At 57.7% G+C, this 15,520-nt stretch carries 16 protein-coding genes and 1 tRNA gene; 8 read left to right on the forward strand and 9 right to left on the reverse strand.

Annotated features, from left to right (window positions below; genetic code table 11):
* Positions 1-176: 176 nt before the first annotated feature.
* Both ACZ5A6_RS06445 and ACZ5A6_RS06450 read right to left on the reverse strand, forming a co-directional pair.
* Entirely contained in the window at positions 177-1,538 is a 1,362-nt protein-coding gene (locus ACZ5A6_RS06445) for a hypothetical protein (protein ID WP_464111065.1), read from the reverse strand.
* 253 nt (positions 1,539-1,791) lie between these two features.
* Positions 1,792-4,461, reverse strand: coding sequence for a mechanosensitive ion channel family protein (locus tag ACZ5A6_RS06450; protein ID WP_174061368.1), 2,670 nt, complete (start codon positions 4,459-4,461; stop codon positions 1,792-1,794).
* A 123-nt stretch (positions 4,462-4,584) separates the two neighbouring features.
* On the opposite strand from ACZ5A6_RS06450, the gene ACZ5A6_RS06455 reads away from it, so the two are divergent.
* Positions 4,585-4,839, forward strand: a complete 255-nt coding sequence (locus tag ACZ5A6_RS06455; protein ID WP_003515453.1) for a GlsB/YeaQ/YmgE family stress response membrane protein — start codon at positions 4,585-4,587, stop codon at positions 4,837-4,839.
* A 155-nt stretch (positions 4,840-4,994) separates the two neighbouring features.
* Positions 4,995-5,070 (forward strand) — tRNA-Lys (locus tag ACZ5A6_RS06460).
* A 134-nt stretch (positions 5,071-5,204) separates the two neighbouring features.
* On the opposite strand, the gene ACZ5A6_RS06465 is transcribed toward ACZ5A6_RS06460, so the two are convergent.
* Positions 5,205-5,651, reverse strand: coding sequence for an energy transducer TonB (locus ACZ5A6_RS06465; RefSeq protein ID WP_464111066.1), 447 nt, complete (start codon positions 5,649-5,651; stop codon positions 5,205-5,207).
* Positions 5,652-6,091: 440 nt separating this feature from the next.
* Here ACZ5A6_RS06465 and ACZ5A6_RS06470 point away from each other — a divergent pair, with 440 nt between their 5' ends.
* The 4 genes from ACZ5A6_RS06470 (at position 6,092) to ACZ5A6_RS06485 (ending at position 7,751) form a co-directional block, all read left to right on the forward strand.
* Positions 6,092-6,424: a hypothetical protein gene (locus ACZ5A6_RS06470; RefSeq protein WP_065658592.1), complete on the forward strand. Its 333-nt coding sequence runs from the start codon at positions 6,092-6,094 to the stop codon at positions 6,422-6,424.
* A 170-nt stretch (positions 6,425-6,594) separates the two neighbouring features.
* Complete coding sequence (locus ACZ5A6_RS06475; protein ID WP_464111076.1) at positions 6,595-6,846, forward strand: hypothetical protein; 252 nt, start codon at positions 6,595-6,597, stop codon at positions 6,844-6,846.
* 195 nt (positions 6,847-7,041) lie between these two features.
* Positions 7,042-7,266 carry a hypothetical protein gene (locus ACZ5A6_RS06480; protein WP_003515467.1) on the forward strand — a complete coding sequence of 75 codons (225 nt, stop codon included), beginning with the start codon at positions 7,042-7,044 and terminating at the stop codon, positions 7,264-7,266.
* Positions 7,267-7,562: 296 nt separating this feature from the next.
* A complete protein-coding gene (locus ACZ5A6_RS06485; RefSeq protein WP_003515469.1) occupies positions 7,563-7,751 on the forward strand; it encodes a hypothetical protein in 189 nt (62 codons plus the stop codon).
* A gap of 73 nt (positions 7,752-7,824) precedes the next feature.
* On the opposite strand, the gene ACZ5A6_RS06490 is transcribed toward ACZ5A6_RS06485, so the two are convergent.
* Positions 7,825-8,076 (reverse strand): hypothetical protein, encoded by a 252-nt coding sequence (locus ACZ5A6_RS06490; RefSeq protein WP_003515471.1) that lies wholly within the window; start codon positions 8,074-8,076, stop codon positions 7,825-7,827.
* A gap of 632 nt (positions 8,077-8,708) precedes the next feature.
* Here ACZ5A6_RS06490 and ACZ5A6_RS06495 point away from each other — a divergent pair.
* Positions 8,709-9,143: a PACE efflux transporter gene (locus tag ACZ5A6_RS06495; RefSeq protein WP_013636234.1), complete on the forward strand. Its 435-nt coding sequence runs from the start codon at positions 8,709-8,711 to the stop codon at positions 9,141-9,143.
* A 24-nt stretch (positions 9,144-9,167) separates the two neighbouring features.
* Here ACZ5A6_RS06495 and ACZ5A6_RS06500 read toward each other — a convergent pair whose 3' ends face one another.
* The 5 genes from ACZ5A6_RS06500 to ACZ5A6_RS06520 all read right to left on the reverse strand — a co-directional run bounded on the left by ACZ5A6_RS06500 (position 9,168) and on the right by ACZ5A6_RS06520 (position 14,246).
* Complete coding sequence (locus ACZ5A6_RS06500; protein ID WP_013636235.1) at positions 9,168-10,136, reverse strand: alpha/beta hydrolase family protein; 969 nt, start codon at positions 10,134-10,136, stop codon at positions 9,168-9,170.
* A 102-nt stretch (positions 10,137-10,238) separates the two neighbouring features.
* Positions 10,239-10,844 (reverse strand): ABC-type transport auxiliary lipoprotein family protein, encoded by a 606-nt coding sequence (locus tag ACZ5A6_RS06505; RefSeq protein ID WP_013636236.1) that lies wholly within the window; start codon positions 10,842-10,844, stop codon positions 10,239-10,241.
* Between the two features lie 15 nt (positions 10,845-10,859).
* A complete protein-coding gene (locus ACZ5A6_RS06510; RefSeq protein WP_003515479.1) occupies positions 10,860-12,230 on the reverse strand; it encodes an MCE family protein in 1,371 nt (456 codons plus the stop codon).
* Between the two features lie 8 nt (positions 12,231-12,238).
* Positions 12,239-13,075, reverse strand: a complete 837-nt coding sequence (locus tag ACZ5A6_RS06515) for an ABC transporter ATP-binding protein (RefSeq protein ID WP_003515481.1) — start codon at positions 13,073-13,075, stop codon at positions 12,239-12,241.
* A gap of 10 nt (positions 13,076-13,085) precedes the next feature.
* A complete protein-coding gene (locus tag ACZ5A6_RS06520) occupies positions 13,086-14,246 on the reverse strand; it encodes an ABC transporter permease (protein ID WP_464111067.1) in 1,161 nt (386 codons plus the stop codon).
* A 143-nt stretch (positions 14,247-14,389) separates the two neighbouring features.
* On the opposite strand from ACZ5A6_RS06520, the gene dgcA reads away from it, so the two are divergent.
* Positions 14,390-15,373 carry an N-acetyl-D-Glu racemase DgcA gene (gene dgcA, locus ACZ5A6_RS06525; protein WP_113291759.1) on the forward strand — a complete coding sequence of 328 codons (984 nt, stop codon included), beginning with the start codon at positions 14,390-14,392 and terminating at the stop codon, positions 15,371-15,373.
* The last annotated feature ends 147 nt before the right edge of the window (positions 15,374-15,520 follow it).

Genomic DNA, 15,520 nt, shown 5'->3' on the forward strand with positions numbered 1-15,520 from the left:
ACCGGGCGGAGGTGGTGGCGGCGGAAAAACGCCGCCACCATCCTTGCTGCAAGGTGGAATGCGATAAATGCAATCATCGTTGAATTGCGCAATATCTCCACTCGCAGACGGGAGAACCACATCCTGCGCATTTGCCAGAAACGGAAAAAACATACCGAAGAGAAAAATAGCCAGTCTCATTTCGCAACCTCCTGCGAAGATGCACAAACCTTGGCGCGGTCTTTTACGTCCTTGCCAGCAGCAGCTTTTGCCGCGGCGTCCAGCCATGCGGGCGTGCTGTTGCGCATACCGATGGAAACGCTGTTGAAGCCTATGACGAGCGGCCTCGCAAACTGGCTATCGGAAAAAAGGCCGGAACTGTTCGTGCTGCGAATGGTGTTGTCATTGCCGGCCATGTTTTCGGCCGCCGGCTGCTGGCCCTGCGGGCCTGTGGTCGCGGCAACGTCCGCACCATCCACAGTCTTCTGGACGTCGCCTTTGTTTCCCCCCGCATCGATGAAACCCGACCGTGCCCGGCCGTTGGTGACCTTTACCCCGCGTGTCAGAAACGCCTGACGCACGACCAGCAGGCGAATGTCGTAAATATAGCGCGAACCACAGTCCTCTGTCTCCGCGGTTCTCAAAATATTGCGGCTGAGAATGTACGAGAGTTTTTCGCGAAGATAGTCGTCGGCGCAATAGACCTTGGTGTCGTCATCATTGCAAAACCGCATCAGCGCACTTTGTGCATGGAAGGGATTGATCGCATAGGTCTGCACATTCTGAAGCTCGATTTCCTCGATATCCGCCCGTGCGCCACCAAAGGCGATATTGCGTAAAAGTCCTGCCATTCCTTCCTTGCGTTCTATCCTGACGATGGGAAACAGCGCGTCCTTCACCACCAGGCCAGACGTCGTCCCATCCACAGCCACCTCCGTACGCGGTTGAGCAATCGATAGAGACTTTTTATCCTCCGACCAGGTGCTGTCGCCGAAATAAGGCGCCTCAGACTTGACCCCGAGATATCCCCGCAAATTAGGTATCTGGGTGATCTTGACGTAGCGACCGATGAAGGCTTCGCTTTCGAGGTCGGTGGGCAAAAACTTGAACTTGTGGCCCGAATCCACGACCTCGGCGATGATGTCTCCGACATAAATATCCTCCTGTGGAGGATAGACCGGCTCGATGCCCAGTCTGCGGATGGATTCATTCCAGCGTTTCGGCAGGTAATCATCCGTCACATCGGTTTCGCCCATCAGGAAAAACAGACCGGCAGAACCGATAACGACACCTGTCGCCAGTAAGGATACTCGGGCGGCATGGGGTGTCACCCACCTCCACGCACTCCTCAATTTTTCCCGCAAAGACGTTTTCGCGGGAACTTGGCCCGGAGGCTGGGCAGGCTGGGCAGGCTGGGCAGGCTGGGCAGGCTGGGCAGGCTGGGCAGGCTGGGCAGGCTGGGCAGGCTGGGCAGGCTGGGCAGGCTGGGCAGGCTGGGCAGGCTGGGCAGGCTGGGCAGGCTGGGCAGGCTGGGCATTCTCATCGACTGGATCCGGCATGTGAACCCCGACAGGAAAGAAATGAACTAAGTATAACCCAGCATATCAACTTAAAGTTTAAAAAACAATACAGTCATCGAGGGAATTTTTCACTGTATTTCATGAAGACGACCGACAAAATCCGGTTTCCCTCCCAATAAGATCTTTCCCCCGGGCGTCTCATCCGCCACAATGCAAATCGGGCGCGAGGATAACTCCCCGCGCCCGTCAACGCCCGTATCGGCTGCGTCGCCGCAGCGGCGGTAGCCGCAGATTAAGTGTCCTTGCCGGCCGCCTTCAACGTCGCCTTCGGCTCCACCACGGTTTTGTCACCCGCCTTGCCCGCATCCTTTTCCGGTGCAGTTGCCGCGGCAGGCGCCGCCGCGCCCGTATGCGCCGCCACCGCCTTGTCACCCTCTTCCGAAAGCAGCGCCGCCAGCATTTGCGGATTTGCATCGCCTTCCACGTGGATGTTGAGGTTACGCTGCGGGAACGGGATGGCGATCCCCTCTTCGCGGAAGCGTTTCAGGATCGCGATCCTCAGCGCGTTTTTCACGCCAAGCCCATTCGAAAGATCGGCGAGGTGGAAACGCAATTCGAAATCCAGCGAGAAGTCGCCGAAACGGAGGAATTCCACGTGCGGTTCGGGGTTGCGCAGTACGGGCGGCTGGGTGCGCACCAGTTCCAACAGAATATCCATCACCTGCTGCGGATCGGATTCATAGGCAACGGAGACCGGAATTTCCGCACGCATAATACGGTTGCGGTGTGTCCAGTTGCCGACCGAGGAATTGATGAATTCCGAGTTCGGTACGATGATCGACTGGCCGCGGAAGGTTTCAATCTCGGTCGCGCGCACCGAAAGCCGTTTGACGGTGCCTTCAGTCGTGCCTGTCACCACCCAGTCACCCACCTTGAAGGGACGCTCGACCAGCAGGATGAGGCCGGAGACAAAGTTCGAGACGATGTTCTGAAGGCCGAAACCGATACCGACCGAAAGGGCAGACGCCACCAGCGCCAGGCTGGAGAGGTTAAGACCGGCGGAAGAGACGCCGAAAATGGCCGCAACCGCGATACCGAGATAACCGATGCCGGTCTTGACAGAGTTGCGCACGCCAGCATCCACCTGCCCGCGCGCCATGACGTTGTTGTCCAGCCACTTCTGGAACCAGCGTGTGATGATGTAGCCGATGGCAAAGACAAGGACGCCGCCGAACAGGCCGATCAGCGAGATGGAGGCATTGCCGACGGTGATGCCGGTCAGCAGACGATAGGCCCAGCTTTCGATATCGCCCGGCTGGAACCCCCAGGAAAACAGGATGAGCGGCACGCCGAAGGCGAGTGCGATGACATAGATGCCGAGCCCCGCCGCAAGACCGGCCTGATCCAGCGCAACCGGGCCGAGACCGTAGCGCCGCCCGAGATAACGACCGGCCAGGGATTCGGAAAAGGCGCCCTGTCGCGAAATCGCCTTGCCGGAAAGAATGCCGATATACATCGTTGCGAGCACCGCACCGGTGGCGACGATCTGCGTGGCAAGGAACCGCGCCAGCCCCACATAACCCGTCAGGCAGGCACCGATGAGAACAAGCCCGCCGACCCTGAGCAGAATGACCAGCCAGCGCGGCAGGCGCTGGTTGCCGGTCTCGTAGTCCTGCCCCTCACCGATCACCGGGCGCAGGAACGACACGGTGAGCAGGATGATGCCAATGATGATGGAGGCAATGAAGCTTTTGGCAACGGTGACGATCAGCGGCGAATAGAGCGTCTCGCTGATCGTGCCGAACAGATAATCGAGACCGTTGACGAGCGCCATCAAAAGCACGGCCGAGGACAGCGTGTGCGCTCCGCGATTGGAAACCTGCAACAGACGCCATTCCGGCTGTGTCGGCGCAAAGATAGCGTAGCTCAGCCGCGACACGAAATAGACGAAGCCCGTAACTGCCATGGCCCCGAACAGGATCGGCGCGATATCGGAACGAAGCACGTTGAAATTATCGAGGAAAAACGCAGAGGTCACCAGAAACAGGAAAAGCGACAGCGACTGCACCATGGTTGACCAGAAGGCCACCGAAAGCCGCCGCAGATAGGAAGGCTCGCCGGAAAAGGCCCGCCTTTCCATGCGGCTGCCGAAAAAGCGATAACCGCCCACCAGAAACAGCAGCGCCGCCATGATCGACAGCATCACCGCCCCGAACATCGGCAGGCGTTTGTAGTTCCAGACGAAACCCGCCCAGCTGCTGAAGGCGTTGTTGAGATTGGTCAGCTCGCTCACGAAGGCGGAAGAGGCGTCGCCCAGCGTCTGGGAAGAGACTTCGGTGCGCTTGAACAGGGTCGCGGCAAAAAGCGCCCGGCGAACTGCCGTTATGTTGTTGGAAATCTGCGCGGCGTTGGTGGCAGTGCTCTCCACCTCGCCGGCAATGGCATTCACCTCGGCACGCTCCGCCGTCAGCCGGGAGCGCTCCTCCGTCACCATGCTCGCTTCGGGTGGCTGTCCTTCCGCCGGAGCAGCGCCAAGCGCGTCGAGACGCGTCTTGATCTGGTCCAGGCGGGTCCGCAACTTGGTGTTGGCGGCGGCAGCATCGGCTGCAATGGTATCGGCGCGTCCCTTCAGGTCCACCAGCTGCACGTCATCGCTGCCGCCCGCCTCCACCTGTTTGGCGATTGCCGAAATATCGGCCTTCCATTTTTCCAGATCCGTGCGCGCCTGCTCGACGATGGAAGCCTGGATAGCGACTGGTGCGGCCGCTGGCAAATCCTGTGCCGACGCCAAGGTTGCGGACGACAGAAAGCTGCCAAGGAGGGTGAATACCGCGACCATTATTGCAGCCAGGGCGGCCTTTCGCCGCCGGCCGGATAAAGGCCCGCCGAACATCCGCCTACCGTCAATCATTCCGCCAAACATCAACCGCACATCCATGCCTTTCATATCTTCACCCAGCATCAGGCTATTTATCGCCTGCCGCGCGGAAAACCACCCGCAAAAAGCGAGGTTTTCGGGAGTTTACCTTGCTTTTCACCCGGAGAATCATCACCTTCAATAGTGCAGCAATCATGGGAGGAAATCATGGAATCTGCTGGTATTGGCTGGATCGCAGCTATCATCATCGGTGGTGTCGCCGGGTGGCTCGCCGAACAATTCATGAAAAGCAATATGGGTGTTTTCATGAACATCCTACTTGGAATCGTCGGCGCGATCGTCGCCAACGCCATTCTCTCGGTATTCGGAATCGTTTTGACCGGATGGATCGGTTATCTCATCGCCGGTTTCATCGGCGCCTGCATCCTCATCGTTATCGGCAGAGCCTTCCGGCGAGGATAGCAAAAGAAAAAAATCCGTAAAATCCCGGATTTCCAGCCTTTTCCAGCGCGACTGAAATTTTTTCGTCACAAAAATCGAAGAAATTTCATTTCCGCGCTGGACAAGCCGAAACTTCCCCTTTATAGCCCCCCTCACACCGCCACACGGTGTCGGTCGGGTGATTAGCTCAGTTGGTAGAGCAGCTGACTCTTAATCAGCGGGTCGTAGGTTCGAGCCCTACATCACCCACCAAATTCTTCAAAAATGACAAGACGTTGCGGTGCTAAGTTAAAGCATCGCCTTCGGCGCCGGGCACTGAAAAAACAGTTCGCATTCGGCGCCCCAAAACATGCGGCCGCGACAGCGGACCTAGCTCCCAAGAAAACCTACAACTTCGTTTCGGGTATGATTTTTGTCCCGATAAAACGTGGCCCCAAGGGCCGCCCGGCAATACGGCTTGCGAATTCCTCGGTGAAAGGAACAGGCGCTGCCCGCTTCACCGCGTCGATGGCGGAATCGATAAAGGCTTGCCGTCTTGGACTGTCTTCCTGCGAGCGCGCGGCTGTGACGACCACCTTGCCCCTTATCTGCCCATCCTTATGCAGAATGAACTGAAGCGTCACGACAAGCCCCTCCGTGTCTTCCGGCGGCACCCAGCATGCGTAAATCGCATCGAACATTTCTTTGAGGTTGCTGACCGGAGCAGGATCGTTGCAGACCCGCGACTGGCCCAAAGCCTGCGTCAGAAAACCCGCGTACAGGGTGGCCAGTGCCACGATACCCGGCAGCTTGAGGCCGCAGAAGAATAAAAACGAACGCTTGATCAAATCCATTATCCTCTGTCGGAAAGCGATCAGCCTGGCCCATCCACCAATTAACGTCATTTTTGAAAAAATATTTTTGTCAGTAAAAACTCTTCGCTGATTCAGCAATCGATATATAAAAAATAATAAAGTCCACGATACACACAGAAAAATCATAAATACATCAAAATAAACCTCAAAATAAATGACAAAACAATTGAAAATAAAAAAACAGTTTCGGAATATAAAAATAATATATTGGTTTCATAAAAATAAAATTACAAATAAAGGAAAAAATTAGAAATATTTATTTATATATATTTGTAATATTTAAAATAGACTGGATATCTCGAAAAATTACCCATAACGAACCCTTCGCAATTTAACCAAAACCCGCAGTTTGCATTGCAAGCCACTGGTTTGGTTGTATGCATTGCCCAGCCAGAACGATGGCGCAAAAGGGGGATATCATGACATCAAAATGGGTAACGGCGGTGTTTTTCGCGGCTACGTTGACGGTTGCGGGTGCGGCGCAGGCGGACGACCTCGTCTTTTCGCTGAAGAACGGAACGAACTCCGTTCTCAATGCCTTCTACACCTCGCCGGTCGGCGTCGATGACTGGGAAGACGACGTTTTCGGAAAGAAGGCGCTTGGTCCGGGCGAAACGATGGAGATCACCATCGCCGATGGCCGCCGCGTGTGCAAATACGACATGCGTTTCGAATTCCAGGGCGATGAGCTGGAGGACCTCGAGGATACGCAGAACCTGTGCGAACTCGGCGAATATACCATCACCGAGTAAGAATCCGTCAATAACGGCCCTGCCCGATCATGGCGGGGCCTGCACCAACAAGCGGCCTTCAAAAAAAATCAGCCGCTCCGGCAACGCCGGTTTTGCAACACAGCTACTGAAACGACGAAATATCAGCGCGGCAGTGCCACCCGCTCCGCAAAGCGGTCTTAATCATGCCTATGATTGGCGTGATGAGATTGATGGTCAACATATTGCTTTTCGCCCTCGGCGCAGTCGGAAGCGGCGTATGTGCGTTTCTATTGTCGGGTACGCTTGCCGATTCCGGATTTCTCGGTTCCTGTTTCGAGGGAAGTTGTGCCTGTGCGGCGCTTTTCATGGTGCTGCCCGTCACATGGTTCGTGCTTTTTGCGCTTTATGTCATGGCATTGCTGGTCTGGAGACGAAAACCTTTCCGGAACGGAAGGCTCTGAAATAGGTAAGACGGCGCCGTCGCTACCGGACGTTCGTTGACAGCCATCGAGACTTGCCGTTAACGTCCCGCCTGCTGGGGGATTCGCTGCCATTGATATACGGGCCTGCCCGATATCATAGGCCTCTGAATGTGCATGTTTCCGATTTGCGCGTCGCTTAACGACGTGCATGGCGGAAAACAGGGAGACCAAACGATGCGGGCCGCAATTAATTCTCCATCGCTTTCTATCGATACCATGGACTATCAGGCCGAGTGCCAGTTCGCGCTGGAGCCCTCCATTCAAGGGCTGATCGAAAAAGCGGAAGACGCTGGCTGGAACCGCCAGCAAGCCGCGCTTGCCATCGTCGCGCTCGCCAGTGAACATCTGAGTGACCTGCTTCCCGGCCTCACCGTACCCGATCAACGCCCCCTGTCCTGACAGCCTCCCGCCCGCCGGAGCCGATCGGCACCCGGCATGATTGCCAAAGCATCCCGAAAATTGATTGAGCAGGCGGGAGTATCCCCCGTCGCGCCCGCACGGGCCTTCGATGCTCCGTCGCAAGCGCGAGGGGAGAAAACGCTCCAGGCAAAGCCCTGACCCCTCAATGCAGCCGGTAGCGTCCCCGTCACAGACCATCTCCAGAGCATTTCAGCTGCCCTTTAAGTATCGCTGCCACAGTGTTGACATAAGCGACCGATAATGAGAACATAAAGTGAACATTATGGAGGTCAGCGATGAACGCAGCAGACGCAACCATAGAAAATGCCCTGTCCGTGGTCGCTCGCTCCCGCGATATGCGCGAGCGCGCGCTCGAGAGGAGACGGGAATTGCAGCGGCGAACGGAAGTCATCATCGCCCGGCCGCTCTACGTGCTGAAAAAGAATGAAGGCCCGAAGCAATTGTCGCTGAAACTCGACAGCTAGATGGCAAAAAGCAAATCCCGTGCGGATTACCTCACACACGGGATTTTCAGAATGAAACGATCATTGTCTTGTCTTATTGCATGCGTTGCATTGCGGCTTCGGGTTCGCCAGTCGTCGCAACCGTTGCCGCCGGAAGGCGATCGGTCTTTTTCAGTATGACGATGGGCTTGTCCACCGGATCCGTCGGCGGAACGATGCTTGCAGTTTTGAATTCACGGTCGACAGCAGGAACGGAAGCGTTGATCTTTTCATGACCTGCGCACTCCGCCAACGCTGCACTGGCGGAAAAACCGAGTACAGCGGCGATAATGAGAACTGATTTCATGTCATTCTCCCTTCGCTTTCGTGGCGATCTCCCAATCTAAGGGGAGACGGTCCGGATTGAAAATCACACTTTAGAGACATCTAAAGCTCTCTGTCATTGCGGCAGTCGTCATCGGTGGCGATGGGTGAGGCGTGCCGCTTTATTTTTTCCGCAGATCCAGCGGATTTTGGCAAAGCGGCCTGCGGAATATCATCGCCACATAACTTCCCTTCAGGGAAATCAGGCTAGGCTTGTAAGTCGTGGCCTGTGCCGCGTTGGCGGCCTTTATCGTTCGTCCATCTGGAGAATTATGCTGCATGGCACGCCTCCTTCCATGAGCGATAACGAAAAAACAGCGGTCTTGTTCCGCAGCGGCGAAACGCAGGACAATTGAAAAGATAAGGTGCCGCCGCGTGCTTCGTCTCCACGCCGGTGAGATGGTGGCAGGAATAGTCCGACGAAGGCGAAGTCTCGCCGCATAACTCCGGCCTCGCCACCTCATCCCGCTCCCGCTGAGAAGAGCGCTCCCAAACCCAACCATGACCCAAGGCTTGAAATTTTGCCCGAAACCGCTATATGGCTTTGCGAGAGGACGACCTCGGCCATTATGGCGACAGCATGCGGGACGGCCCGGTCACATACCGGAGAATAAATTGCGTTCCCTGCCCGATCGTATCCGCCACGCTCTCAGCTTCGAAATCATCGGCCTTCTGCTGGTCGTGCCGCTGGGTGCATTCGTATTTCACATGCCCATGGAAGATATCGGCATTGTCGGTCTGGTCAGCGCCACGCTCGCCACCGCCTGGAACTATCTTTACAATCTCGGCTTCGACCATGCCATGCAGCGCCTGAAAGGCACGACGCTGAAGACGCCCGCTATCCGCGTCGCCCATGCCCTGCTGTTCGAACTTGGTCTACTGATCGTGCTGATGCCCTTCATCGCCTGGTATCTCAGCATCAGCCTTGCCCAGGCGCTAGTGATGGATATCTCGTTTGCGCTGTTCTACGTAGTCTATGCCTTCGTCTTCAACTGGGGCTACGACCGGCTTTTCCCGCTGCCGGAATGGCAGTCGCAGGACGCCGTCTGATCGACGGCGGCACCGGCGTGTGCGTCAGCGTAGCGAAGCCGTGAAAAAGCGGATGACTTCGCTGTTCAGCCGACGATGAAACTCCGCCCGGTCAAACCCCGGAATATCGCCGCATATCTCGGCCAGGGCTTTTTCCATCTCGGCGGGGCAAGGTGTTATGAACGAAAAATGCCCTGCCCCTTTCACCGTCTGATAGTCCGGTTTTGCCGGCAGGTCGTCGCGCAGCCCTAAAATATCCTCCGGCGCCACACCGTCGCCGCCGCGCTCTGAACTCCAGAGCTGAACGGGGATTTTGATATCTCGCAGATCGGCCCGCCCTGGAAAGGCGTTGAGCGGGTCTGCAACAACCACAGCCTTCACCCGCGCATCGTAGACCCGGTCCTCAGGCGAAGCAGACCTTTCCAGCATCTGAGCACACACCGCCGCCTGCCCATCAGGGCACGGCAATCCGGTATTTGGAAAATCCGGAACGCCGCCGGCAAGCACCAGCGCCGTATAACCGCCGCGCGAAAATCCGAACACCCCGATCCTTCCGGCATCGATAAAACGGGCATCGTTCCAGTTCGCCAGCATATGGTCGAGCAGGCGGACGATATCGGCCGGTCGCTCGGTCAGTGCGGAAAGATCGCCTGCCCGCTTCATGTCAATGGCGTTATCGCCGGGATGATTGATCGCCGCGACGATGAAACCGGCATCCGCCAGCGCCGCCGCGGTATCCCGATGGCTGAGATACGTACCGCCGAAACCGTGGGAGATGATGACGAGCGGATATTGCCCATCGACAACTGGGCAATCACGCACCGCTTGCAGAGCGAAGGGGCCGATGCGGGTCTCCACCGGAGTCGCCGCGCAGGGCGACCACACCGCCGCCCTCATGGAAGGCTTTCCGCCTGCCGAGGTAATCTCGATCAACCGAAGACCGGCTGCCAGAACGGTGCCCGTTCCGCACATGGCGGAAACAAGGGAAAGGCAAAGCAACACCAGAAATCGCATGACGGACCCGCGGATCGGAAACATTGAATGCAAGGCCGTCACCAACAGGCCTCACCCGCAACATAGAGCAATCTCTTGTAGCGGAAATGACCGTCGTCAGACTTAGAGCGACTTCAGCGTCCAGGCCACGATTTCGCGGGTGGCGGCGGCGAAAGCCTGGTCCAGCGCTTTGACGAAATTGGCATTTCCGGAACCGCTGACGCGTGCGCTGGCGCGGAATACTTCCTGCGCCTTTACCGTGCCGTTGCGATCGTTCAAGAGCTTCACCGAAATCTCGATATCGGCGGTGTTTTTTGCCGTATCGATTTCGAAGGTACGAATATCGCTGACCACCTGGTAATCGATCGCCAGCCCCTGCCCCGGCCGGCCGACGCCACCGAGCTTGCCGGTATCCTCGAATGCTTGCACCAGCTTGGATTGCACCATGCGCGGCAGGCGGTCGCTCCATTGCGAATTGCCGAGATATTGCACTTCCGAGCCGGAAAGGCGCACCACGATGTTTTCGCTATCAAGCGCTTTCAGCGCCGTCGGATCGGCGATCAGCAATTGCCGGCCTTTGAGCGACGGCCCCTGCGTCACAGTCGCCGAAGAGACGGAAAGGTCGAACGTATCGTTCGATGGGGTTCCCGCACAGCCCGCCACCGCAACCGCAAGCAGCGGAACCAGAAGCAGGGCACGGCGCTTATGGCCGTTCATCAATCGTGTCATTGGCCCATACCCCTTTTAGCGCCTTGTTCTGCCGTCATATTGTTTCACGGTTTCGCCGCCGAAAATCAACCGCTGCGGATCGCGGTCGATATTGGTGATCGCATTGTTGAGATTGTCGACCGTCTGCCGCGTGCTGCCGATAAGCGCCTGGAAATCCTTCAGGCCCGAACTGGAGAAGCGCGTGAGATTGTCTGCAATCGGCCCGATTCGGGCATTGAGATTGTCGGCTACGGCCTTGAACGAGGTCAAAGTCTCGCGCGCCTTTGCAAACAGCGAATTGGCATCGTCGGTTCCAAGCATGCCGTCCACCTTGGCAAGAATGCCATCGACACGGCTTGAGGCAAGGTTCAGCTTGCGGCCCATGTCGGTGAAATCGGAGACCGCCTGGTCGATATCGGCCCGGCGCGCGCCGACATCGTCGGCAATCCGCTTGAAGTTCGCCACGGCATCGCGCGCATCGGCAGTCGCTGCGGAAACATCACCCACCACGGTGCTGACCTTTGCGGGATCGACCGACGCCAAAAGCTCATCCGCGCGCTTCACCACCGTCTGCACTTCCGTGCTCGCCGCCTCGAAGTTGCGCGCCGTGCTCTGCACCGTTTCCATGATGCCCTGAATATCGCTCGAAGCGGAAGCGACGTCCTTCGTCACCTTGTCGACATTAGACAGGATGGAATCGATCTTGCCGGCATCCACCGCCTTCACCAGATCTTCGACAGCAGTCAGCGTGCCGTCCAGGCGTACCGAGACCGATTGGACGGTGGTGGAAAGCGAACTGAGGCTGGCGATGAAACTCTTGATACCATCGGAATTTGCGGCCAGCGCATCGGAGAATTTCTCGGCGTTACGCACCGTCTGCGTCAGCGGCCCACGGGCATCCTGCACGAAACCCTGCAATTCGCCGATGGCGCCATCGGCGCGTTTCAGGATCTTGTCGGCGGTGGCAAGAAGGTTGGTGACGCTGGAAAGATCAGCCGTCAGCTCGGCGGGAACGCCGCTTTCGACGGATTTCTGCAGAATGCGCTCACCATCCTTGTTGCCGCCGGAGAGCTCGATATAGGCAGCGCCCGTCAGGCCCTGAATTTCAAGCACGGCGCGGGTGGACGGGAAAACCGGCGCGTCCGCCTGCACTTCGGTAAAGGCGATGGAATAGGCCGGATCGTCACGGTCGATCGCAAGACCGCGCACCGTGCCGACAGGAATGCCGTTGAAGCGTACCGGAGAGCCGACGGAAAGGCCGTTTGCCGAGCCGGGAATACGCACCACGAGCTGCGCCGTCGGTCCACCCCGGCCGAATTCTGCCATCCAGTAAACGAAGCCGAATGCGGCGGCGATCACGATCAGCGTGAAAATTCCGACTATGGTGTAGTTCGCCTTGGTTTCCATGCTTCTTGTTACTCCACCGGATTTTCGTGTCTGTCGTCCGGAAGAACGACAGAGCGCGCCCGTTTGCCACGGAAATAGGACTGCACCCAGGGGTCGTCACAGGCAAACATGTCCTGCAAGGTCCCTTCCACCAGCACCTTCTTCTGCCCTAGCACCGCAATGCGGTCGCAGACGGAGAACAGGCTGTCGAGGTCGTGCGTCACCATATACACGGTCAAACCGAGCGAATCGCGCAAGCGCGCGATCAGCATATCAAATTCCGCCGCCCCGATGGGATCGAGGCCGGATGTCGGCTCATCGAGGAAGACAAGGTCGGGATCGAGCGACAGCGCGCGCGCAAGCGCGGCACGCTTGATCATGCCGCCGGAAAGCTCCGACGGGTATTTGTCGCCCGCATCGGGCTTCAGGCCCACCATCTCGATCTTGAGATAGGCAAGCTCGTCCATCAGCTTTTTCGGCAGGTCCAGATATTCCCGCATGGGCAGCTGGATGTTTTCCTTCACCGTCAGGCCGGAAAACAGCGCCCCCTGCTGGAACAGCACGCCGAGCCGCTGGTCTAGCATCATGCGGTCGTCTTCGCTGGCCTTGTCGTAATCGGTGCCGAGAATGCGGATTGCACCCGCCTGGCGTGGCAGAAGCCTCAAGATCGCACGCATCAGGACGGATTTACCCGCGCCGGATGGGCCGATGAAGCCAAGGATTTCACCGCGATAGACATCCAGATCGAGATTCTCAAGCACGTTCCTGCCGTTGAAACCGACAGTCACACCCTCGACGGAAAGAACCGTCTCACGGCCGTCCTTAGCAGTTTTTGTCTCTTGCGGCTTCTGGTCCAAAGTTTCCAACGCGCCCTCCTTAAAAATCGATGGCTGCGTAGAAGATGGAAAAAAGGCCATCCACCAGAATGACGACGAAGATCGATTTGACCACCGACGACGTGACGTGTTTGCCGAGCGATTCCGCCGAACCGCCGACCTTCATACCCTCAACCGCCGCAACGATGCCGATGATCAGCGCCATGAACGGCGCCTTGATCATGCCGGCGGCGATGGTCGATTCCTCAACCGCGCCATGCAGACGCGACAGAAACACTTCGAAGGTGATGCCGGAATAGAGAAGTGTGACGATGGCGGCGCCGAAAAGTGCGGCGAAATTGGCAAGGATGGTCAGAAGCGGCAGTGCGATTGTCAGCGCCACGAGACGCGGAAACACCAGCACGCCAACGGGGTTGAGACCGATCACCTTCAGCGCGTCGATTTCCTCGCGCATCTTCATCGAGCCGATTTCCGCCGTGATCGCACTGCCGGAGCGACCGGCGATCATGATTGCGGTCAGAAGCACGCCGATTTCTCGCAATTGCAGGATGCCGACGAGATCGACGACGAACACTTCCGCGCCGAAGTAACGCAGCTGGAAGGCGCCCTGCTGGGCGATGATGGCGCCGATCAAAAACGACATCAGCATGATGATCGGCACGGCGCGCACGCCCATATGGTCGATCTGGTTGACGATGGCCGCCGGCGAGACGCCACGGCCGCGCCCGAGCTTCATCTGCGCGCCGCGCACGGCAGAACCCAGAATATACATGCCCGCGAGGAAATCCGCACCATTCTGGACGACAGCTTGTCCTATCGGCGAGAAGAAGCGTTCGGCAAGTCCCACCTTGGCGGCAGGCTCACCCTCCATCGCCGCTTTATCCGGCAATTGGCCGATCAGATCCTCGATTCGCTCGTTTCCGGTAAGCGTGACGGTAACGCCCTTCGCTTCCATATCTTCGCGCAATCGCCGGATGACCCAGGCGCCGGTCGTGTCGATTGCCTCCACCGAGGAAAGATCGATCTCCACCGGACCGGCAGGGCCGCTTTTCTCGATGTTTTCGAGGCGTGCAAAAATGCCGGAAAGATTGCTGTTGCGCCAGGAACCGCTCAAGGCATACCGCTGGCCGCCGCCGGAGACGGCGTCGTCTTCGGTGATTGCGGCCGGGTTCGCCTGTTGCCGTATATCCTGTTCTTGCATAATGCTCCGAGCGAGTGCAGCCGTCACGAGATTCTTAAAGGTTTCATAACGGTTTGGCCTTCGGCAAGCCACAGTGACAGCCGACAATTCGCGATAAATTTGGCGTCATGTGTCTTTTAACGCCTGTCAGGAAGTGAAAAAACATGCCCCGTTACCTTCAAGCCACAACAGAACGTTTCGCCGTTGCTGGCAGCTTCACTATTTCACGCGGCACTCGCACACATGCGGATGTCGTAACGTGCACCATCCGCGATGGTTCCTTTACCGGCAGAGGTGAATGTGTGCCCTACCCGCGTTATGGTGAAAGCATCGAAGGCGTTATCGCCGATATCGAAGCGATGGCTGAGCAGATTGCCGGCGGCCTGACACGGCATGAATTGCAGCAGGTGATGAAACCCGGCGCCGCCCGCAATGCAGTGGATTGCGCACTATGGGACCTCGAAGCCAAGATGAGTGGCAAAAGTGCTGCCGAACATAGTCTCGGACACGCGGCAAAACCGCTCCTTACCGCCTATACCATCTCGCTTGCCGATCCCGAGACCATGGCGGCGAAAACGGCGGAAAACGCTGGCCGCCCGCTGCTGAAGATCAAGACAGGAACGGCGGATGACGAGGCGCGCCTGCGGGCCGTGCGCACCGCAGCACCTGACGCGCGCATCATCATCGACGCCAATGAGGGCTGGAACGACGATAATATCGAATATTATCTGAAACTCGCAGCGGAACTGAACATCGCGCTCATCGAACAGCCGCTTCCCGCCGGCAAGGACGCCATCCTGGCCCGCATCGACCACCCGGTCCCCATCTGCGCCGATGAAAGCGTGCATTCCACCAAGGACCTCGCAGACCTGCGCGACCGTTACGATGCGATCAACATCAAGCTGGACAAGACTGGCGGTCTCACGGAAGCACTTGTCATGAAGGCAGAGGCGGAGCGGCTAGGCTTCATCATCATGGTCGGCTGCATGCTCGGCACCTCGCTCGGCATGGCTCCCGCCGTTCTGGCCGCTCAGGGAGCCGCCTTCTCCGATCTCGACGGCCCGCTGATTCTCAGGCAGGACCGGCAGCCGGGCCTCGTTTACGAGGGTTCGCTGGTTTATCCGCCGCAGCCGGAGTTGTGGGGATAAGAGCCCTCGTTCGGGTTTCGTGTGAAAGCACTACGCCGCACATCGCAATAGTCTTTGCAGTATCACGTAAACTGTATGACCAGCCTTGCCTCACACTCGGCGTCTTCCTCGGGCTTGTCCCGAGGATCTATCCACGTCGCGCGAAAT

Source organism: Agrobacterium sp. 6Ca8 (genome assembly GCF_055382765.1).